The sequence below is a fragment of the Paenacidovorax caeni genome, from assembly GCF_001298675.1.
Lineage (GTDB): Bacteria > Pseudomonadota > Gammaproteobacteria > Burkholderiales > Burkholderiaceae_C > Paenacidovorax > Paenacidovorax caeni.
This window is the reverse complement of sequence record NZ_CYIG01000027.1, coordinates 26,274-47,731: the sequence shown is the minus strand read 5'-3', so window position 1 is coordinate 47,731 and position 21,458 is coordinate 26,274. Positions and strand designations below refer to the sequence as shown.

Here is a 21,458-nt window from a genome sequence, read left to right as displayed (position 1 = left end):
GTAGGCGCGGGTGTCGCCGTTGCCCAGGCCGGTCACGGTGCAGGTGGTGGCGCTGGTGCTGCAGACCTGGGCGGGGGTGCCGGTCACGTCGGTCACCACGTAGCCGGTGGCGCCGGCGGCGGCGCTCCAGGCCAGGGTGAACTGGCGCACGCCGGGGGTGGCGGTGAAGCCCGTGGGCGTGGCGGGCAGGGCCTGGGTGGTGCCACCGGCGCTGGCGTAGGCGGTGCTGTCGCCCGCGGCGTTGTGTGCCACCAGGCGGTAGGCGCGGGTGTCGCCGTTGCCCAGGCCGGTCACGGTGCAGGTGGCGCTGGTGGTGTTGCAAACCTCGGCGGGGGCGCCGGTCACGTCGGTCACCACGTAGCTGGTGGCGCCGGCGGCGGCGCTCCAGGCCAGGGTGAACTGGCGCACGCCGGGGGTGGCGGTGAAGCCGGCGGGCGTGTCCGGCAGGGCCAGGGTGCTGCCGTTGGCCGAGGCGCCCGCGTTGCTGTGCCCGGCCTCGTTCCAGGCCAGCAGGCCATAGGTGCGCTCCACACCATTGCCCAGGCCCGGCACTACGCAGGCGGTGGCCGACGTGCTGCAAACCACGGTGGGGCCGCTGTCGGTGAGTTCCTGCACTTCGTAGCGCACTGCACCAGGGGCTGCGGCCCAGCCCAGGGTGATCTGCCGCACCTCGTCCTGGGTGGCGGTAAAGGCGCTGGGCGCGTCGGGCACGCTGGCCTGCCGCTCCACCGCGCCGACGGCGCAGGTGCCCGTGGGCCGCGCCACGCCGCGCTGGTCGGTGTCGCCCGCGCCGCAGGTGGCGGCGCCCAGGGCCGGGCTGCCGATGGCGGGCAGCCTGGTCCAGGTGGGGCCGCCATTGTCTTGCAGCGCGCCGAGCAGGGGGTCGCCGGTCAACAGGCTGCCGGTGCAGGTGCCGTAGGGCAGATACACGCCGCCACACCCGCTTTCCACCACGTTGCCGCTGAAGTCTTTGCTGCCGCTGCCGTCGTCAAAGATCTGCTGCCCCAGGGTACCGGGGGTGACGTTGTTGCCCCAGAAGACCGATGCGGTGATGTTGGTCTGGGCGCTGCTGGCAGTGGAGATGGCGCCGCCCTTGTTGCCGCCCGTGTTGCCGGAGAACGTGGAGAACGCAACGCTGAGTTCGAGGTTGGAGCCAGTGCTGAGGATGGCGCCGCCGCCGCCTGCCCCAGTCCGGTTGCCGCTGAAGGTGGATTGTTCGACGCGGGGGCTGCCCCTGTACGCGCCGGTAGCACTGTTGTAGATGGCGCCGCCGGTGCCGTTCGACACGTTGCCGGTGAACGTGGCGTGCGAGATGAGCGGGCTGGCGGTGCCGTCGTTTCCCGCGTTGTAGAGGGCGCCGCCGGTACTGGCGTAATTGCCGCTGAAGGTGATGTTGCGCAGGGTGGGGCTGCATTCGCCGCCCAGCGCATTGCAGCGCAGTCCGCCGCCCCCGCTCCAGGCACTGCTGCCGTCGGCCCGTCCGGCGGTGATGGTCAGGCCGTCGATGATGGTGTCGGCGCGGGTGAGGCTGGGGTTGGCAGAGTTGCGCCGCAGGAACACCACGTTGTAGCTGTTGCCGCCGCCGCTGCCCTGGTTGTCGGCATTGAGCACGACGCCGTTGGCATCGGTGGTGTCGTTGCCGTCGATGTCGCCCGAGAGCACCGTCAGGCGGCTGTCGGTGCCGCGCTGGCCGCGCGCCGTCTCGCCGCCCACGAAGCCGCCGTAGATCTGCACGGGCCGGCTGATGTCGAAGGTGTCCGTGCGCTGGGCGCCGGGCTTGTACAGGCCCTGCTGGAGCCAGATTTCGTCGCAGCCGCTGCTGGCCAGCGCGGCTTGCAGCGTCATCGCGTCGGCCCAGGTGCTGCCGTTGGCCGTGCCGCCGGCCGTGGGCGCGGCACGGCAGATGGCGGCCTGGGCGCCGCTGGCCGCGCAGGCCAGCAGCAGGGGGAGCAACAGGTGGCGTGGAAGCATGGTGTTTTCCTTCGATGGACTCTTGTTTTGATAGCTGCTGGCGCTTTTCTGGCGGGTGTTTCAGGCAGATTTTGCTTAAAACCCCGTGCGGCGGACGCAGTGCCGCCAGCGCAAGCCCGCGGGGCGCGGGGCATGCGCTGGCGCATGGCGGGGTGGGGTGCCGGGTGGATGGTTCTTGCCGCAGTGGCGGCCTGCGGCCGCCATCACTGCTGGCAAGTCTAGGAACGGATGGCGGCCGCGCCGTGGACGTTTTTGGGCGCCGGCGTCCCAGGTTGAGGAAATTTGTCCAGCGGCGGCCCGTGCCAAGCCTGCCGCCGTGGCATGCCGCTGCCTACAATCCGTCGCCATGACACCCACCCCCGCGCCTTGCGTGCTGGAGCATTGGTCCTCCAGCGAAGTCGATCCGGCCATTCGCCTGGATTACTGGCGCGACGTGGCGCACAACTGGGTGGACGTGCAGCCCCTGTCGCCGGGCGAGGAGCTTGACGCCTCCTGGTCGCTGCTGCGCGGCCAGGCGAGCTTCTTCGGCACCAAGCGCTCCACCGCCTACGAAATGCGCACCGGCCCGCAGCACGTGCCACCGGCGGAGGACATGGTGGTGCTCTCGCTGCTCCAGGCCGGCGAGATGCGGCTGAACGCCGCGCCGGGCGAGCACCAGCACGCCACGGCGGGCATGCTGGGCATGTACGTGCCCGAGCAGGAAGGCTGCTACCGCTGGGGCGCCGGGGCGCGCCAGACCTATCTGGCGCTGCCGCGCCGCCTGGTGTGGGACACGCTGGGGCACAGGCCGGGCAACACGCTGCTGCTGCCGCAGCACTGCGCGCTGGCGCCCATGCTGGCCAGCCAGCTCGGCCACCTGGCGCTGCTGGTGCGCCGGCCCGGGCAGCTCGACGACGTGGAGTACGGCGGGGTGCTGGACGCCACGCGCGCGCTGGCGCTGCTCATGCTGCGCAACCTGGGCCGCCAGGGCCTGGGCGCCGACCTGCCCGATCTGAACGAGTGCCTGCACGCCGGCCGCCATGCGGCGGCGCTGCGCTTCATGGAGCAGCAGGCGCACCGCCACGACCTGGACGCGGCTGCCATCGCGCGCGGCGCGGGCTGCTCACGTACGCGGCTGTACGAGGCCTTCGCGGCGCAGGGCCAGACCGTGATGGGCGCGCTGCGCGAGCTGCGCCTGCAGCGCGCGCGGCGCGGCATCGAGCAAAGCGCCCGGCTGCACGTGGGCGGGCTGGCGTGGCGCTGCGGCTTCGCCAACCCGTCGGATTTCAGCAAGCTGTTCCGCGCGCGCTTCGGGCTCTCGCCCACCGAGTGGCACCAGCGCCTGTGGGGGCGCTGAGCGCACGGCCCTGGGACTGCGTCCCAGGTTAGGGGAATGCGTCCGGAATGCGCCGCGCGCGGGTTCGCGGTGCGGCGGTGCGTTCCTAAACTGCGCGCCATGACGCCCCCCACACTGCCCGCCTGCGTTCTGGAGCACCGTTCCTCGGCGGACCTGGAGCCCGCGCTGCGCCACGCGGCGTGGCAGGAGATCGCCCACCGCTGGGTGGACTTCCGGCCCGCGCCCGAGGTGCCGCTGGAGGCCGAGCTGACCACCCTGTCCAGCGGCGTGTGCTCCCTGGGCGCCACGCGCTCGTCGGCCTACGAGATGCGCACCGGCGCGCGGCGCGCGCAGCCCGACGACATGGTGGTGCTGACGCTGATGCAGTTCGGCGACCTGCTGCCCCAGGCCTATCCGCGCAAGGGGCCGGGCGCCCTGAGCCTGTGCGCGCCGCGCGAGGCGGGCGCGTACCGCTGGGGCCAGGGCGCGCGCCAGGTCTTCCTGGCACTGCCGCGCCAGGACGTGGCCGCCGCGCTGGGGCAGGAGCCTTCCACCCGGCTGCTCAGCGCGCGCTGCGCGCTGGCCCCGGCGCTCTCCAGCCAGATGGGCCACGCGGCCCTGCTGCTGCGCCAGGGCACGCTGGACGCCAGCGAATGCGCCGCCCTGCTGGATGCCACGCGCGCGCTGGCGCTGCTCATGCTGCGCAACCTGGGCCGCCAGGGCCTGGGCGCCGACCTGCCTGATCTGAACGAGTGCCTGCACGCCGGCCGCCATGCGGCGGCGCTGCGCTTCATGGAGCAGCAGGCGCACCGCCACGACCTGGACGCCGCGGCCATCGCGCAGGGCGCGGGCTGCTCGCGCACACGGCTGTACGAGGCCTTCGCGGCGCAGGGCCAGACCGTGATGGGCGTGCTGCGCGACATGCGCCTGCAGCGCGCCCAGGGGCTGCTGGCGCAGGGCCAGCGGCTGAACGTGGGCGCGCTGGCGTGGCGCTGCGGCTTTGCCGATGCCTCGGGCTTCAGCAAGCTGTTCCGCGCGCGCTTCGGGCTCTCGCCCACCGAATGGCACCAACGGGCGCACACGGGCGCCCACCACGAACGGAGTTGAACGATGAACCCCTACGACAACCCCCTGGCGCGGCGGCGCGGCTTCATGGCGGCGGCCGCCGCCGGGCTGGCGCTGCCCCTGCTGGCGCCCCCGGCGCGGGCGGCCACGGCGGCGCCCACGGGCACCGAGCGCGGCGCGACGCGCGTGGCCGGCTTCGCCGATGCCGAGATGGACTTCCAGCTCATGCGCCAGCTCGGCGCGGCGCGCTACGGCGGCGCCTCGGTGGGCGAGTGCTTCGCGCTGGCGCAGCGCATCCAGAACGGACAGCCGGCGAGCTGGGTGAACGAGTTCGCCGCCGCTGCCGTGCGCCAGGAGGAGGACGCGCAGGCGCGCGCGCGGCGCGGCCATGCGCTCAGCGCGCGCGACCAGTACCTGGTGGCCTGCAACAACTACCGCGCCGCCGAGTACTACTGCGGCGTGCTGGACCCGCGCCACGCGGCGCTCGGCCTCAAGAGCCGCGAGTGCTTCCTGGCGGCGATGCTGCGCACCCCCGAGCTGGCGTGCGAGGAGGCGGCCATGCCCTTCGGCGACAAGCTGCTGCCCGCGTACTACTTCCGCGCGCCGCAGGCGGGCCGCAGGCAGGGCAAGACGCTGATCATCATCAGCGGCTACGACGGCACGCTGGAGGAAACCTGGCTGGCCTATGGCCGCGCGGCGCTGGAGCGCGGTTACCACCTGCTGCTGGTCACGGGGCCGGGGCAGATGGACACGCTGCGCTGGTACCCCGGCCTGGCCTTCGTGCCGGAGTACGAGGTCATCGCCCGCGCGGCGCTGGACTTCCTGCTGGCGCGCCGGGGCACCGACCCGCGCCGCGTGGCGCTCATGGGCATCAGCTACGGCGGCTACTTCGCCACGCGCATGGCGGCGCACGAGCCGCGCATCCGCGCGCTGATCGCCAATTCGCCCATCGTCGATCTGCACGCCTACATGGTGTCGTTCGTCGGCTTCGACGCGGCGCAGTGGCCCGACGCCGAGGACATCCGCCTGGCCGACCTGGACCACATCCCCGACACAGCGATCCCGCCGCAGCAGCGCGAGATGATGCGCAGCCTGATGGTGCGCATGGGGCGTGACAGCTTCAAGCAGGCCTACCAGCGGCTGCGCGACTTCCGCGTCAGCGATGCCGATCTGCGCAACATCCGCTGCCCGTCGCTGGCCCTGGTGGGCAGCGGCGAGGGGCAGGAGCCCCAGGCGCAGTGCACGCGCTTCCTGAACACCGTGGCCGGGCCGGTGGCGCACCACCTGTTCACCGCCGAGGAAGGCGCCGACGGCCATTGCCAGACAGGCAACCTGGCCTACTCCGCCGCCGTCTCGATGGACTGGCTGGACGAAGTGCTCTGACCTGACAGGCGTGCGGGACGCCCTTCCTCAACCTGGGACGCCGGCACCGCAGATCGTGTTCATTCCCTGGCCCGTTTCTCCCTAGATTCGTACCTGTAGAACCACAAGGAGTTTCAAGCCATGCACCCCTCTGCCCCGAACGGCGCGATCCGGCGCCCCGTGAGCGCCGCCGCCGCGCTGGCATTCATGTTCACCCTCACGGCCTGCGGCGGCGGCAGTGACGCCAGCGACACGCCCCCCACCTCCGGCCCCCCGCCGGGCGCGGGCGCGCCCCAGGGCTCCGTCGTCTGCAAGGACTACGACATGCAGGACGTGACGATCGCCCCCAAGACCATCACCATCCGCAACAACGCCGACGAGCAGATCTACCCCGTGCTCTCCACCAGCACCAATGCGGAGAACCTGTGGGTGCAGGGGTGCCTCCGCACCACCGAGGCGCTGCCCACCGACGTGGTCTACAAGCTCTACGTCAACGACGGCCAGGGCATCCCGCCCGGCTCCGAAGTCACCATCACCCTGCCGCTTTACAGCGAACTCGGCCCCAGGCAGTACATCACCTGGTGGAACGGCGGCCGCATGCTGCTGGCCGACCGCAACAAGCGCCTGCGCAACGACGAGGACAAGCCCATGGCCACCCCCGCCGAAGTCACCTGCCAGGCGCAGGGCACGGCGTGCGCGCTGACCACGTATGCCAGCAAGGTGCAGTTCCCCGAGGACGCCTTCGCGCAACTGTCCGAATACACCTTCGGCGACTCCGACATCCCCGCGGGGCAGGCCGCGCGGCTGCTCAAGCCCGCCAACGTGGGCTACAACATTTCCTACGTCGATCACGTCTACATGCCCGTGGCCATTGGCCCCCGGGACAACCCCTACATCGGCTACAGCGGCTCGGTGCAAAAGCCCGCCGAATTCCGCAAGGCGCTGCGCAGCTTCCTGGGTGGCCTGGGCGAAGGCTGGCCGGTCTACAACATGAGCGAAGTGCGCCTGCCCGGCGGCTACAACATCTTCGCCCAGCGCGGCGGTTACCTGGTCCAGGACCCCGACGTGCCCGTGCAGCCGCCGGACGGCCAGAACCCGCCGGTGCTCACGGTGCAGAAGTGCATCGACAAGCAATGCACGCCCGAGGAGCAGCGCAGCCTGCAATGGGGCCAGTCGGTGCAGAACATCCAGGACCTGTGGGGCGCTTGCGTCGATTGGGGCAGCGAGGACATTTCCGCCTATACCCGCAAGAAGTACCCGCAGGACTGCCCCGCCCCGCAGGCCATGCGCGACAAGCTGGCCCTGGTCAAGGACTTCTTCGCCGAGAACCACAAGAAGTACCTGGCGATGTACGACGCCAAGCAGTGCACCGGCGAGCCCAAGGGCTCGGGCAAGATCCCGCCGCACGTCGCCGAGTTCAAGTACTGGGAGGCCATCAAGCACATTTACGGCTGGGTGCCCTACAACGAAGGCTGCGGCGCAGGCGCCAACAAACTGAGCGCCACCACGGCCCAGGGCCGCGACCACGCCTACGTGCAGGCCATGTACATCCAGGACCTGCAATACAACTACGGCCAGAGCGCCGTCCAGGCCGACCCCCGGCTGGTCTTCAACCCCTACGTCAAGCTGATCCACGACGACCTGGGCATGAGCGCCTACGGCTTCTCGGTGGATGACGCCGTGGGCTTCATGAGCGAGCTGGGCAACGGGCTGGTGTTCACCGTGGGCGGCGTGCAGGGGCTGGAGAACGGACGCGCCTTCAACTACCACGACGGCTTCGACGTGCTGCTGGGCAACCCCGCCGACCGGGTGCCCGAGAACAAGCCGCTGCTCAAGAAGTACGGTGCCTGCTCGCTGGGCCAGGACGCAGGCGACCCGAACTGCGAGAACTTCAAGCAGGACGTGCTCATGCCCGACGCCAACCGCATCGTGGGCTTCCGCGTGGGCACCATGCCCTCGTACCCCATGAAGGTGCGCTTCACCGACGCGCAGGACAACGTCTACACCTTGCTCGTCAAGGAAAAGTTCGCCGCCTGCACCGGCGCGCTGGCCAACTGCCCGTCCAACCGGGCCAGCATCGTTGACAGCAGCGCGTGCAGCGTCACGACCCCGCAGGGCGGCAAGCACCCCAAGTCCGACATGTGGTGCGTCGGCGCCAACCCCAACCAGAGCCGCGAGAACGACGAGGCGGCCATCAAGAACCACCTGAGCTTCCCCGTTCCGGTACAGTACCTGCCCTAAGAAAAATTAAGGCAAAAAACGGCTCCAGCGCTTACCAGGAAAGCGCTGGCAGCTATCAAAAACAGAGTCTCTCGCGCTTGCGCGCGCTCCTGCTGCGTCCCACCCCGCCTCCGGGTGGGACGCATTCCCTTAAGCTGGGACGAATCACCACCACATCGTCGCCCATCGCCCCCGGGCCCGTGCCTACAGTCGAAGCGACAGAACCACGACACCCGCAGCAAGCCATGTTCCCCACCCTTTCCCTTCTTCGCCTGGGCGCGCTCTCCGGCCTGGCGTGCGCACTGGGCGCCTGCGGCGGCACGGCGGCGCCAGGCGCGGTGCGGCAGGCCGCGGCCGGCCTCGACACCCTGGTGCCGCAGTGGATGGCGCGCACCGGCGTGCCAGGCGTGGCCGTGGCGGTGGTGTACCGGGGCGAGACGCTGTATGCGCGGGGCTTCGGCGTGCGCCGGGTGGATGGCGACGCGCCGGTGGACGCCGATACGGTGTTCCAGCTCGCCTCGCTGTCCAAGTCCGTGGGCGCCACCGTCATGGCCGGGCAGATGCAGGGTGGCACGTCCGCCATCGGCTGGAGCACGCCCGTGCAGCACCTGCTGCCCGGCTTCGCCCTGGGCTACGCCGAGACGCAGGACAACGCCCGCCTGACCCTGGGCGACCTGTACGCGCACCGCAGCGGCCTGCCCGAGCACGCGGGCGACCTGCTCGAAGACCTGGGCCACACGCGCGCCGAGGTGCTGCAGCGCCTGCGCCACGCGGCGCTGAACCCCTACGGCAGCTACGCCTACACCAACTTCGGCCTGACGGCCGCTGCCGAGGCCATGGCCCAGGCGCGCGGCGTGGACTGGGCCACGCTGTCCGCGCAGACGCTGTACCAGCCGCTGGGCATGGCGCGCACCAGTTCGCGCTACGCCGATTTCGCCGCGCGCGAGAACCGTGCCTGGGGCCACGTGCAGGCCGGCATCAGCGCGGCCAGCTACGGCGCCGAGCCGGCGCGCTACGCCGTGCAGCAGCCCCCGCGCCAGCCCGATGCGCAGTCGCCCGCGGGCGGCGTCAGCGCCAGCGCGGCCGACATGGCGCGCTGGATGGCGCTGGTGCTGGCCCAGGGCCGCTGGCAGGGGCGGCAACTGGCCGACGCGGCGGCGCTGCAGGCGGCGATGACGGCGCGCCCCGGCGGCGCCTATGGCTATGGCTTCAACGTGGGGCCCGATCCGCACGGCCACCCCAGCGTCTCGCATTCGGGCGCGTTCCTGCTGGGCGCGCACACCGCGTTCATCCTCTGGCCGCAGGCGGATCTGGGCATCACCGTGCTCACCAATGCCCAGCCGCGCGGCCTGGCCGAGGCCATTGCGCTGGCCTTTGGCGAGCAGGCGCTGGGCGATGCCGCGCCAGGTGCGCCCAGCGCCGACTGGCTCGCCGTGATGCAGGAAAAGATGCGCGGCCTGTACCGCCCGCTGGGCGCGCTGGCGGGCCAGCAGCCGCCCGCTGCGCCGCTGCCGCCCCAGCCGCTGGCGCAGTACGCCGGGCGCTACGCCAGCGCCTACTACGGCGGCGCCGAGGTGCAGCGCAGCGGCGATGCGCTCGACCTCGTGCTCGGCCCGGCGCGGGTGCGCTACCGGCTGCGCCACTGGAGCGGCGACCAGTTCGTTTTCACGCCCGAGGGCGAGAGCGCGCCGCCCGGCTCGGTGTCGGCCGTGCAGTTCAGCCTGGACGGCGCGGTGCCAGCGATGCAGATCGAATATTTCGGCGAAGACACGGCGCGCGGCAGCTTCGCGCGCGTGGCCGATGGCCAGTGACAGGGGGCCGCTTCCCTGCGCACACATTCCCAGAAGGAGACCCACCATGACGACCCCCGCACGACGCGAGACCCCCCGCTTTTTCCCGGCCAGCGCCTTGGCGCTGTCCTGCGCCCTGCTGCTGGCGGCCTGCGGCGGCGGCGACGGTGGCGCCACCCCGGACACCGGCGACGTGACGAAGCGCATCTACGTGCTGTCCGCCGATGCCGGGCAGGCCGGCGCGGTGGCTGCCGGGCAGACGCTCAGCGTGACCCTGACGGGCGTCGAGCCCGGGGTGGACTGGTACAGCGACCGCCCGGCGCGCGAGGTTGGCGAGGCCCGCGTCGAGAACTTCGTGGGTGCCGACTGGCAGCGCGTGTATGGCGGCGTGGCGCCGAATGCCCTGTTGCAATTCCAGAACGCCAGCGGCGTGCACGCGGTGTTCGGCAGCGTGCAGGCGGCGCAGTACGACGGCGCCGCGCGCACGCTGCGCCTGGAGCTGCGCGTGGCCAAGGCATCCCCCGGCCTGGGGGCGAGCGCGGGCAGCTTCACCCTGCCGGTGGTGACGCTGCTGAACAACCTGCAGGCGCCCGCGCAGGGCTCGACTTTTGCCATGGCGGCGGGCCGCACCGCGCTGCAGTCCGATGGCAAGGGTGGCCAGCGGCTGGTGCTGCAGGACGTGGATGAGGACGTGCTGTGGATGAACAACGCGCCGGCGCGCGCGGGCGACTTCGAGAGCCTGGGCAACTTCGTCAACGTCTGGGACGAGCGCTTCGGCGATGCGCTGCCCAACGCCTCCGTGGCCGGCGATCCGGGCAATGGCGACTACGGCATCGTGCCGCTGACGCTGGCCGACCCGGTGTACGACAGCGCCACGCGCAGCCTGAGCTTCGCCGCCGTGCCGCTGGCCGGGGCGAGCCTGCCGGGCCAGGGGACGCTGCGCAACGCCATCGTGTTCGTCGACGCGGGTGACCGCGCCTCGCCCGCCAGCGTGTTCGAGCAGCCGTGGCGCGGCGTGGCGTACTCGGCCATTCCGGCCAAGTTCCAGAGCAACCCCACGGGGGCGTTCTTCGACTCCGACGCCACCTCCAGCGCCTTCCAGGCCTTGTGGGGCAGCAAGGACGGCTGCGGGCGCAACGACCTGGAGGCCATGGCCGCGCAGGGCGTGAACCTGATCCGCCTGTACGACTACAACTACCAGCGCGGCTCCGACAAATGGACTACGGGCGGCAACGGCCACATCGCCTTCCTGGACAAGGCGCAGTCGCTGGGCATCAAGGTCATCATCCCGGTCTCGAACTACAACTTCAAGAACCAGGACGGCAGCAACCGCCCGTGGGACAACATCGACCTCACCGTCACGCAGATCGTGGCCAGCGTGAAGAAGAATGGCGCCATCCACCCGGCGGTGCACTCCTTCAGCATCGGCAACGAGCTCGATCTGCCGAAGGAGGACCAGACCTGGCAGGCGCTGTTCCCCAAGGCCGCGCACGTGGCCAGCCTGCTCCACAAGCTCGCGCCGGACCACTACATGACGGTGCCCGTCAGCAACGCCGACGAGAAGAGGTTCTACGAGGAGCTGCGCAAGCACCTGCCGGCCGATGTCTACCAGAGCCGCTTCTACAACGCGGTGCAGACCTTCAAGCTCAAGACCGGCAACGACCTGCGCGACAACATCCTGCAGGCCTACGACAACCTGAACCTGGGCGTGCCGCTGGTCATCACCGAGCTGGGCACGAACAACATCGGCATCAGCTCGGTCGATGCCAAGGTGAACGCGGTGCTGGGCCAGGCCAGCGCGGTGCGCGAATACATGGATGCCAACCCGCAGTCCCTGGTCAAGGGCTTCTCCATCTTCGAGTGGCAGAACTCCAACTGGAAGCGCAACGGCGGTCCGGACAACACCGAGTCCACGTTCGGCATCCATGCCTACGGCCCGGTGCTGTGCCAGTCCAAGACCGGCGTCTTCGGCATGTGGAACGCCAAGGACTCCTACTGGGTCTCCTTCCACGACGACGTTGCCTACGATGTGGATGCGCTGGTGCCGCTCACCAGCGCCGACCACCCCGAGGGCCTGCTGAAGGCGCTGTCGCCGTACTTCAAATGAGGCCGGCGGGCATGCCTGGGCGGCCTTCCCCATAATCCGCCGCATGCCCCCCGCCGCACCACCCTGCACGCTGGAGCGCCTGCACACCCACGACGTGGAGCCGGCGCTGCGCTTCGACGCCTGGCGCGAGCGCGCCCACCAGTGGGTGGAAATGCTGCCGCCGCCGCCCGGCGCGGCGCTCGACGCCGAGCTGCTGATGCTGCGCGGCGGCGGTGGTTGCGTGTTCGGCACCATGCGCTCCTCGGCCTACGAGATGCACGCGGCGGCGCGGCGCATGGCGCATGCGCCCGGCATGGTGGTGCTCACGCTGATCCAGTCGGGCGAGATGCTGCGCGACGCCGCGCCTGGTGAGCACCAGCGCGCCGGGCCCGGCACGCTCGGCCTGTACGACCCGTGGCGCATGGGCAGCTACCGCTGGAGCGAAGGCTCGCGCGAGGCGTTCCTGGCACTGCCGCGCGACGTGGCGCAGGCGGCGCTGGGGCGCGAGCCGGGCAATCTGGCGATAGCGCCCGGGCGTTGCACGCTGGCGCCGGCGCTGGCCGCGCAACTGGGCCACCTGGCGCTGCTCGTGCGCCAGCCCCAGCGCATCGACGCGGCCGAATACGCCGGCCTGCTGGATGCGACACGCGCGCTGGCGCTGCTCATGCTGCGCAACCTGGGCCGCCAGGGCGCGGGCGTGGACCTGCCGGACGCGCGGGAGAGCCTGCACGCCGGCCGCCACGCGGCGGCATTGCGCTTCATGGAACTGCACGCCCACACCCAGGGCCTGGACGCCGGTTCGATAGCGCGTGGCGCGGGCTGCTCGCGCACGCGGCTGTACGAGGCCTTTGCCGCACAGGGCCAGACGGTGATGGGCACGCTGCGCGAGTTGCGCCTGCAGCGCGCCCAGGGCCTGATCGAGCAGAGCCCGCGCCTGCACGTGGGCGCGCTGGCGTGGCGCTGCGGCTTTGGTGACCCGTCGGACTTCAGCAAGCTGTTCCGCGCGCGCTTCGGGCTCACGCCTTCGCAGTGGCACCAGCGGGCCTGGGCGGCGGGCTGAGGCCTGCCTCCGCGCCCAGGTGCGCACCGACCACCTCGGCCAGCCAGTCCATCACCATGCGCACGCGGCGCGGCAGGTGGCGGCGGTTGGCGTACACCAGCGTGAGCGGCATGGGCGGCGCGGCGCACTGCGGCAGCACCTCCACCAGTTCCCCGCGGGCCAGCAGGTCCACCACGCCCAGGCGCGGCACCTGGATGATGCCCAGGCCCGCCAGGCAGGCGGCCACGTAGGCTTCGGCGTTGTTCACGGTGATGGCGCCCGCCATGGGCTGGCGCACCAGGGCGCCGTCCACCACGGCCTCGTAGCCGGCCGGGGGCGCACCCAGCGTGTTCACGAAATGCACCAGCTGGTGCTGCGCCAGGTCTGGCAGCGCGCGCGGCGTTCCGTGGCGCCGCAGGTAGGCGGGGCTGGCGCAGTTGGCCAGCGGCGCCATGCCCAGCGGGCGGGCCACCAGGCTCTGGTCCACCACCGTGCCGGTGCGCACCACGCAGTCGAACCCTTCGCGGATCACGTCCACGCGGCGTTCGGTGCTGCTCAGCTCCAGCGCCAGCCCGGGGTGCTGGCGCAGCAGCTCGGGCAGGCGCGGCACCACCACGTTGCGCGCCATGCCGGTGGACATGTCGATGCGCACGCGCCCCTTCAGGCCCGCGCCGTCGGCCTGCTGGAACATGGACTGCAGCGCATCCACCTCGGCCAGCAGGTCCTTGCAGCGCTCGTAGCAGGCCTGGCCGTCCTGCGTGAGCTGCACGCGCCGCGTGGTGCGGTGCAGCAGCCGCGTGCCCAGCTGCGCCTCCAGTTGCTGGATGGCGGTGGAGGCGCTGGCCTTGGGCAGGCCCAACGCCTGCGCCGCCTGCGTGAAGCTGGCGAGTTCGGCCACGCGCGTGAAGATGTGCATGCGCTCCAGGGGGTTCATTGTTCTTCCTGCATGAACGATGTGGTCGATTTTCAGGGATTTATCTCGATTCGATCTCCCAATAAAGTGCATGCCATCTCTTTGGCTCCCGCACTCTGGAAAGGACCTCGCCATGACCGCCTCCACTCCCGCACCCACCCCCATCGCCCTGATCACCGGCGCCAGCCGGGGCCTGGGCCGCAACGCGGCGCTGCATGCCGCGCGCGCCGGCATCGACGTGATCGTCACCTACCGCAGCCAGGCCGCCGAGGCCCAGGCCGTGGTGGCCGAGATCGAGGCGCTGGGCCGCCGCGCGCTGGCCCTGCCGCTGGACGTGGCGCACAGCGGCGGCTTCGCGGCGTTCGCCGCGCAGGTGCAGGACGCCCTGCGCCAGCACTGGCAGCGCGAGCGCTTCGACTTCCTGGTGAACAACGCCGGCATTGGCATCCACACCCCGTTCATGGAGACCACCGAGGCGCAGTTCGACGAACTGGTGGCCATCCACCTCAAGGGCGTGTTCTTCCTCACGCAAAAGCTGCTGCCGCTGATGAACGACGGGGGCCGCATCCTGAACGTGTCCTCCGGCCTGGCGCGTTTCGCCCTGCCGGGCTATGCCGCCTATGCGGCGATGAAGGGCGCGGTGGAAGTGCTCACGCGCTACCTGGCCAAGGAGCTGGGCGCGCGCGGCATCGCCGTGAACGTGGTGGCGCCCGGCGCCATCGAGACCGACTTCGGCGGCGGCACCGTGCGCGACAACGCCCAGGTGAATGCCTTCATCGCCGCGCAGACGGCCCTGGGCCGGGCGGGCCAGCCCGACGACATCGGCGGCGTGATCGCGGCGCTGCTGGCCCCGGGAACGGGCTGGATCAACGCGCAGCGCATCGAGGCGTCGGGCGGCATGTTCCTGTGAACGCGGGGCCGCGCGTGGATTGCAAGCCAAAATGGCCTCCAGCCCTTTGCTGGCAAGCGCTGTCAGCTATTGAATGAGGAGCACCCGGCGGATGCCGCGGCCCCGCCGCTCGCCAGGGTGAGCGTGAAGCAGGTGCCGCCCTGCGCCGACGCCGTGGCCTGCACGTCGCCGCCGTGCAACTGTGCGATGCGCCGCGCCACCCACAGGCCCAGCCCGTAGCCGCTGGCCTGGCCGGTGCGTGCGCCGCGCTCGTAGCGCGCGAAGAGGTGCTGCGCCGCCTCGGGCGGCAGGCCAGGCCCCTGGTCGCTCACGGCCAGTGCCAGCAGGCCGGGCGCCGGGCTGTGCGCGCTGAGGACGATCTCCCCGGGCTGGGCGTGCTTGACGGCGTTGTCCACCAGGTTGGACAGGGCGATGCGCACCAGCGCCGGGTCGCAGGTCCACCACGCCGGGGCGCGCGCGGTGTCCAGGCGCAGGTGGTGGCGGCGCGACCACTGCACCAGCTCGGCGGCCGCATCGACGATGTCGGCCAGCGGCACGTCGCGCCACTGGGGCTTGAAGGCCTGGGCGTCCAGGCGGTCGCTGAGCAGGCAGTTATCCACCAGCGCCATCAGGCGGCGGCAGGCGCGGCGGATCTGGGCCGCGCGCTCCACCTGCGGGGCGGTTTCCGGGCCGGGAAAGGCCTGCTGCTCGGTGGCAGCGCTGTCCACCACCGCCAGGGGCGTGCGGAACTCGTGGTTGATCATGGCGAAGAACTGCCGCTGCTCCTGCCGCAGCGCCCGCTCGCCGTGCAGCGCGGCATGCAGCGCGTTCTGGGTCTGCTGCAGCTCCGCCGTGCGCTGGCGCACGCGCTCCTCCAGCGCATGCTCGGACTTCGCCAGGCGCGCGTACAGGTGGGCCTGGCGGCGCATGGCGTCGCCGAACCGCTGGTACAGCCCCGCGCCCAGGGCCACCGTGACGACGATGTTGACCAGCAGGGTGTTCAACTGCCAGAGCACGCTGGTCTCGATGGGGGGCAACTGCACCAGCCCGGTGTACGCCGCCGTCACGTACAGGCCCATCACGCCGTACAGCGTGGAAGGGCCCGCCATCAGCACGTTCACCATCGAGCAGCGTTCGCGCAGCAGGTTGCTCCACGCGACCACGGCGAACAGCGCGCTGATGGCCCAGGGCGCTGCCACGCCGATCCAGGCCCAGTCCTCGTAGCGGCCCAGCGGAATGCTGGGCAGGCACAGCAGCGGCGCCACGCCGAGCGCCAGCAGCGCGCGGTCGGTGCGCCGCCAGCGCGAGCCCTGCGTGAGCAGCGCGCGGAACTGCCACGACAGCGCGATCGGCAGCATCAGGGTGCCCAGCTTGACGGCGAGGTCGCCCCACAGGGGCGGCGCGCCCGGCAGCCAGACCTGCAGGTAGCCCCGGTCCAGCGCGCCGTGCACCAGCGTGGCCGTGGCGCCCGCCGCCAGCGCCCACAGGCTGCGCAGGCGCAGGAACAGCGCGGCCCCGGCGACCAGCAGGACCAGCGCGAAGTTGATGCCCTGGTGCACGCCGGAGGCCCATTCGACGCCCGAGAGATGCGCCAGCAGCGCCGGGCTGCGCCACACCGTGGCGTCGAGCTGCATGGGGCTGGTGGTCTGCACGCGCAGGATGAAGGGCTGGCCCTCCCGCAGCGGGAACATGAGCTGCCGCACGCGCAGGCGCTGTGCCATGGGCACGGTGTCGCCGCTGCGCTGCGCCTGCCAGTGGCCGCTGCCGTCGCCCCCGGGCTGGTACAGCGTGACGCTGTCGAGGTAGCTCGGCAGGATGCTGAGCCACAGGCGACGGGCGGGCGCGGGTGTGGCGTCGCCGGGCGCGGCGGCCGGGGCGGTGGCCTTCAGCCAGTAGATATCGCGCGTGTAGCCCTGGCTCAGCGGCGCGTCCAGCCGCGTGAAGGCCGCATCGGGCAGGGCGAGCACGTCCGCCAGGGCCAGCGTGCCCCCGGGGTCGGCCAGTGCCTGCAGGGGGATGCCGAGCCCCAACTGCAGGCCGCGCGCGCCGCCGGGCCACAGGCTGGGCCCGAGGATGGCCAGGGCCACCAGCCCCAGGGAGAGCACGAACCAGCCCGGCAGGAGCAGCCGCCCGAGCCGTCCGCGCCGCGCCGACGCCGCCGGCAGCCCCGGCGCCATGGCATGCCCCGGGGTCATGCGGCCGAGGCCGGGCGCAGCACGCGGCGGTACTGCACGGCCTCCGCGATGTGGGCGGTGCCGATGGCGCCGCTGGCCGCCAGGTCGGCGATGGTGCGCGCCACGCGCAGCGTGCAGTGCGTGGCGCGTGCCGACCAGCCCAGCCGGGTGGCGGCGGCCTGCAGGAAGTCCTGCGCCGCGGGGGCCAGCGCCAGGTGCGCGTCCAGCTCCTGGCCCTGCAGCGCGTGGTTGGGCTTGCCCTGGCGCGCCAGTGCGCGTTCGCGGGCCTGCACCACGCGCGCGCGCACCACCTGGCTGGCTTCGCCCGCCGGGGCATGCAGCAGCTCCTGCGCGGGCAGGGCGGGCACCTCCACATGCAGGTCGATGCGGTCGAGCAGCGGGCCGCTGAGCTTGCCCTGGTAGCGCGCCACCTGGTCGGGCGTGCAGCGGCAGGCCTGCTGGCGCGACCCGGCGAAGCCGCAGGGGCAGGGGTTCATGGCCGCCACGAGCTGGAAGCGCGCCGGGAACTCGGCACGCTGCGCCGCGCGCGCGATGGTGATGCGGCCGGTCTCCAGCGGCTCGCGCAGCGCCTCCAGCGCGCTGCGCGCGAATTCCGGGAATTCGTCGAGGAACAGCACGCCTTCATGGGCCAGCGAGATTTCGCCCGGGCGCGGCGGCGAGCCGCTGTGAATTCCCAGATAAAACAAGACTTTACGAGGTGCACATCAGAGGGCTGATGACTCCATGATCTCAAACACGGGGCCTCCTCGAAATCCGGGGCGCTTCACCCTTGTCGGTGCGCGTAGTTCGCATGCTGCGATGCTTACATGATCAGGCGAGACAACTGCACTCAAGGAAGGATCAGCGGGTCGGCGAAGCAGCTCTATCAGCGTTCCGCATCTTCCCCTCCGTCTGATCCAGCAACACGCCAGGCGTCACGCCCAATCCTTCGGCCAATTTGAGAATCACCCACTTGTGACCTGTCCAAGAGCCTCGAGCCGGCGCCCGAATTTTTTGACACTTTTTATTTTTCTTTGACACTTTTTATTTTTACGGTCAGTGGGAGTTGACCCAGTAGCAAAGCTACTCCACGGTCACGCTCTTCGCCAGGTTACGCGGCTTGTCAACATCCGTCCCCCGCGCGCAAGCTGTGTGGTAGGCCAGCAGTTGCAGGGGCACCACGTGCAGCAGCGGGCTCAACGGCCCGTAGTGCTCGGGCATACGGATGACGTGCAGCCCCTCGGCGCTTTCGATGCGCGTGTCGGCGTCGGCCAGCACGTAGAGTACACCACCACGTGCGCGCACTTCCTGCATGTTGCTCTTGAGCTTTTCTAGCAGCGCGTCGTTGGGCGCCACCGTCACCACCGGCATGCTGCTGGTCACCAACGCCAGCGGGCCATGCTTGAGCTCGCCCGCCGGGTAGGCCTCGGCGTGGATATAGCTGATTTCCTTGAGTTTGAGCGCCCCCTCCAGCGCCACCGGGTAGTGCACGCCCCGCCCCAGGAACAGCGCATTTTCCATGCGCGCAAAGTCCTCGGCCCAGCGGATCACCTGTGGCTCCAGCGCCAGCACGGCCTGCAGCGCTACGGGCAGGTGACGCATCGCCTTGAGGTGCGCAGCCTCCTGCGCTTCGGTCAGGCGCCCATGTACCTGGGCCAACGCCAGCGTGAGCAGAAACAGCCCCGCCAGCTGCGTGGTGAAGGCCTTGGTGGAGGCCACGCCGATCTCCACTCCGGCGCGCGTCACGTAGGCCAGTTGGCATTCGCGCACCATGGCACTGGTGGCCACGTTGCACACCGTCAGCGTGTGGCGGTGGCCCAGGCTCTGTGCATGGCGCAGCGCGGCCAGGGTATCGGCCGTTTCGCCCGACTGGCTGATGGTCACCACCAACTGGCGCGGGTTCGGCACGGTATCGCGGTAGCGGTATTCACTGGCGATTTCCACCTGGGTGGGGATACGCGCGATGCTCTCCAGCCAGTACTTGGCCACGCAACCGCTGTAGTAGCTGGTGCCACAGGCCAGGATGAGCACGGCGTCAATGTCCTTGAACACGCGGTAGGCACCATCACCAAACAGCTCGGGCACGATGCCGTGCACGCCTTCGAGCGTGTCGGCGATAGCGCGCGGCTGCTCGAAGATTTCCTTTTGCATGTAATGCCGGTACGGCCCCAACTCGGCCGCACCGCTGTGCGCATGCACGGTGCGCACGGGGCGCTGTGCGGCGTCCAACGGGCGACCATCGCGCCCAGCCACCCAGTAGCGGCCAAGTTGCAGGTCCACCAAGTCGCCCTCTTCCAGATAGACGATCTGGTCCGTCACCCCGGCCAGGGCCATGGCGTCGCTGGCGAGGAAGTTCTCACCTTCGCCCACGCCCAGCACCAGCGGCGAGCCGGCACGCGCACCAACGACGCGGTGCGGCTCGTCGCGGTGCATCACGGCGATGGCGTAGGCGCCGCGCAGCCGCGCCGTGGCAGCCTGCACGGCCTCGAACAAATCGCCGCCATAGAGGCTGTCCACCAGATGCGCGATGACCTCGGTGTCGGTCTGGCTGGCAAAGACGTAGCCGCGCGCCTGCAGCTCTGCGCGCAGTTCCTCATGGTTCTCGATGATGCCGTTGTGTACCAGCGCCACGTGGCCCGGGCCTTCGCTGCCGGGGCCATGGCTGAAGTGTGGATGCGCGTTATGCACCGCAGGCGCGCCGTGCGTCGCCCAGCGCGTGTGGGCAATGCCGGTCGCACCCTGCAGGTTCTCAGCCTGCACCTGGGCGAGCAGCTCGGCCACGCGCGCTGTGCTGCGCGCGCGCTGCAGGCCCGGCGCCCCTCCCAGACTGGCGCCATGCACAGCCACGCCGCAGGAGTCGTAGCCACGGTATTCCAGGCGCTGCAGCCCTTGCACGAGGATGGGAACGATGTTGCGCGAAGAGACTGCGCCGACGATGCCGCACATGGAAAGCTCCTTGAAGAAGCTGCCATGCTAGGGGTGCAGAGAAAAAATTTCTGATTGTTTTTTGCCGATTTTTTGAATTAAATTTCAATGATTGTGAATTGCAGAATTTAATTTCATCATCAGCATAAAAATGGAATCCAATGAGCTCGATGCCATCGACCTGCAGCTGCTCAATGCCCTGCAGCACGACGCTAGCCTGAGCAACCAGGACCTGGCCGCGCGCGTGCACGTGTCGCCCCCCACCTGCCTGCGGCGCGTGCGGCGGCTGCACGCGCTGGGGCTGATCGAACGCCAGGTGGCCATCGTGCCACCCGCACGGCTGGCAGCGCTGGTGGGGCACGGCCTCTCGGCCATCGTTGAGGTGACGCTAGACCGCCAGGATGCCGAACAGCTGGACGCCTTCGAAGCCCGCGCCGTAGCCGACGCCGCCGTGCAGCAATGCTGGCGCGTATCGCCGGGGCCGGACTTCGTGCTGGTCACCCACACACGCGACATGCCCAGCTACCTGGCCCTGGCGCAGCGCCTGTTCACGCAGGATGCGAACGTGCGCAACGTCAAGGCGTTCTTCGGCGTCAAGCGGGCGAAGTTCTCGACGGCGGTGCCGGTGTAGCGCCGTCCTCCACGCCATGAGCGCCGGTTCACGATCTTTTATAGTGGGTCCGTGACGCCAAGCACGGCGCCTTTGCATGGAGAACCGGCATGGAGTTCAAGGACTACTACCAGATCCTGGGCGTGCCACGCGACGCCACGGCTGCAGACATCAAGGCGGCCTACCGCAAGCTCGCGCGCCGCTACCACCCCGACGTGAGCAAGGAGTCCGATGCCGCCACGCGGATGGCCGAGGTGAACGAGGCCAACACCGTGCTGTCGGACCCTGAGAAACGCGCCGCCTACGACGCGCTGGGCCGCCAAGCGGCGCAGCAACGGCAACACGGCGCTGGTGCAGACTTTCACCCGCCGCCGCACTGGGACGCGGGCTTTGAGTTCACCGGCGCGGCGCCCAACGGCGGCCACGGCATGGACGATGCGCAGTTCAGCGATTTCTTCGAGCAGCTCTTCGGCCAGGCCGCGCGCGCACGGCGCACGGGCACGCAAAGCGCCGGGGCGGCCGCCGCGCAGCGCGGCCGCGACAGCCACGCCCGCATCGAGCTCGACCTGCCCGATGCCTACCACGGCGCCGAGCGCACACTGACGCTGCGTGGTGCGCGGCTGGACGCAGGCGGCCACCTTGTCAACGAGGAGCGCCAGCTACAGGTCAGCATTCCCAAGGGCGTGCGCGAGGGCCAGCTTATCCGCCTGGCCGGCCAAGGGGGGCCTGGGCTGGGCGGTGCGCCTGCCGGCGACCTGTTCCTGGAAGTGCAGTTCAAGCCCGATGCACGCTGGCGCGCCGAGGACCGCGACGTGTACCAGCCACTCGCCCTCGCCCCCTGGGAAGCAGCGCTGGGCGGCCCCGTGCAGGTGCAAACCCCCGGCGGCGCCACGGTCGAAGTGACCATACCGGCCGGGTGGAAACCAGGACGCAAGCTGCGACTGAAGGAGCGCGGCATTACCGCCGCCACGCCCGGTGACCTGTACCTGGAGCTGCACGTGGCCCTGCCGCCCGCCACGACCGAGGCCCAGCGCGCGGCCTACCGTGCGCTGGCGCAGGCCTTTCCGCACTTCCAGCCCCGTACGCAAGGAGCATGAGC

At 70.7% G+C, this 21,458-nt stretch carries 14 protein-coding genes and 1 pseudogene; 10 read left to right on the top strand and 5 right to left on the bottom strand.

The window, feature by feature from the left end; translation table 11 throughout:
* On the bottom strand, positions 1 to 1,971 hold a 1,971-nt coding region (locus BN2503_RS12030), incomplete at its 3' end, for a choice-of-anchor Q domain-containing protein (RefSeq protein ID WP_289623334.1).
* Positions 1,972 to 2,317: 346 nt separating this feature from the next.
* Here BN2503_RS12030 and BN2503_RS12025 point away from each other — a divergent pair.
* From BN2503_RS12025 to BN2503_RS11995, 7 genes are all read left to right on the top strand, one after another.
* Positions 2,318 to 3,307, top strand: a complete 990-nt coding sequence (locus BN2503_RS12025; protein ID WP_233495067.1) for a helix-turn-helix domain-containing protein — start codon at positions 2,318 to 2,320, stop codon at positions 3,305 to 3,307.
* Positions 3,308 to 3,406: 99 nt separating this feature from the next.
* On the top strand, positions 3,407 to 4,393 hold the full coding sequence (locus BN2503_RS12020; protein ID WP_054256900.1) for a helix-turn-helix transcriptional regulator: 987 nt from the start codon (positions 3,407 to 3,409) through the stop codon (positions 4,391 to 4,393).
* A 3-nt stretch (positions 4,394 to 4,396) separates the two neighbouring features.
* On the top strand, positions 4,397 to 5,734 hold the full coding sequence (locus BN2503_RS12015) for an alpha/beta hydrolase family protein (RefSeq protein WP_233495066.1): 1,338 nt from the start codon (positions 4,397 to 4,399) through the stop codon (positions 5,732 to 5,734).
* A 120-nt stretch (positions 5,735 to 5,854) separates the two neighbouring features.
* Positions 5,855 to 7,954: a hypothetical protein gene (locus BN2503_RS12010; RefSeq protein WP_175537958.1), complete on the top strand. Its 2,100-nt coding sequence runs from the start codon at positions 5,855 to 5,857 to the stop codon at positions 7,952 to 7,954.
* A gap of 224 nt (positions 7,955 to 8,178) precedes the next feature.
* The gene (locus BN2503_RS12005) at positions 8,179 to 9,744 is read left to right on the top strand and encodes a serine hydrolase (protein ID WP_054256899.1); all 1,566 of its coding nucleotides are present in this window, start codon (positions 8,179 to 8,181) and stop codon (positions 9,742 to 9,744) included.
* 46 nt (positions 9,745 to 9,790) lie between these two features.
* Positions 9,791 to 11,830 (top strand): cellulase family glycosylhydrolase, encoded by a 2,040-nt coding sequence (locus BN2503_RS12000; protein ID WP_139235459.1) that lies wholly within the window; start codon positions 9,791 to 9,793, stop codon positions 11,828 to 11,830.
* Positions 11,831 to 11,873: 43 nt separating this feature from the next.
* Positions 11,874 to 12,869, top strand: coding sequence for a helix-turn-helix transcriptional regulator (locus BN2503_RS11995; RefSeq protein WP_054256897.1), 996 nt, complete (start codon positions 11,874 to 11,876; stop codon positions 12,867 to 12,869).
* On the opposite strand, the gene BN2503_RS11990 is transcribed toward BN2503_RS11995, so the two are convergent.
* Complete coding sequence (locus BN2503_RS11990; protein ID WP_054256896.1) at positions 12,826 to 13,782, bottom strand: LysR family transcriptional regulator; 957 nt, start codon at positions 13,780 to 13,782, stop codon at positions 12,826 to 12,828. The genes BN2503_RS11995 and BN2503_RS11990 overlap by 44 nt on opposite strands.
* A gap of 112 nt (positions 13,783 to 13,894) precedes the next feature.
* On the opposite strand from BN2503_RS11990, the gene BN2503_RS11985 reads away from it, so the two are divergent.
* Complete coding sequence (locus tag BN2503_RS11985) at positions 13,895 to 14,671, top strand: SDR family NAD(P)-dependent oxidoreductase (protein ID WP_054256895.1); 777 nt, start codon at positions 13,895 to 13,897, stop codon at positions 14,669 to 14,671.
* Between the two features lie 62 nt (positions 14,672 to 14,733).
* On the opposite strand, the gene BN2503_RS11980 is transcribed toward BN2503_RS11985, so the two are convergent.
* The 3 genes and pseudogenes from BN2503_RS11980 to glmS all read right to left on the bottom strand — a co-directional run bounded on the left by BN2503_RS11980 (position 14,734) and on the right by glmS (position 19,770).
* Positions 14,734 to 16,845, bottom strand: coding sequence for a sensor histidine kinase (locus BN2503_RS11980; protein WP_233495065.1), 2,112 nt, complete (start codon positions 16,843 to 16,845; stop codon positions 14,734 to 14,736).
* A pseudogene (locus tag BN2503_RS11975) lies at positions 16,842 to 17,516 on the bottom strand (ATP-binding protein); the annotation flags it as partial. The gene BN2503_RS11980 and the pseudogene BN2503_RS11975, both read right to left, overlap by 4 nt.
* 391 nt (positions 17,517 to 17,907) lie before the next feature.
* Positions 17,908 to 19,770 (bottom strand): glutamine--fructose-6-phosphate transaminase (isomerizing), encoded by a 1,863-nt coding sequence (glmS, locus tag BN2503_RS11970; protein WP_054256893.1) that lies wholly within the window; start codon positions 19,768 to 19,770, stop codon positions 17,908 to 17,910.
* 130 nt (positions 19,771 to 19,900) lie between these two features.
* Here glmS and BN2503_RS11965 point away from each other — a divergent pair, with 130 nt between their 5' ends.
* Both BN2503_RS11965 and BN2503_RS11960 read left to right on the top strand, forming a co-directional pair.
* The gene (locus tag BN2503_RS11965) at positions 19,901 to 20,380 is read left to right on the top strand and encodes an Lrp/AsnC family transcriptional regulator (RefSeq protein WP_054256892.1); all 480 of its coding nucleotides are present in this window, start codon (positions 19,901 to 19,903) and stop codon (positions 20,378 to 20,380) included.
* 89 nt (positions 20,381 to 20,469) lie between these two features.
* The gene (locus BN2503_RS11960; protein ID WP_054256891.1) at positions 20,470 to 21,456 is read left to right on the top strand and encodes a DnaJ C-terminal domain-containing protein; all 987 of its coding nucleotides are present in this window, start codon (positions 20,470 to 20,472) and stop codon (positions 21,454 to 21,456) included.
* The last annotated feature ends 2 nt before the right edge of the window (positions 21,457 to 21,458 follow it).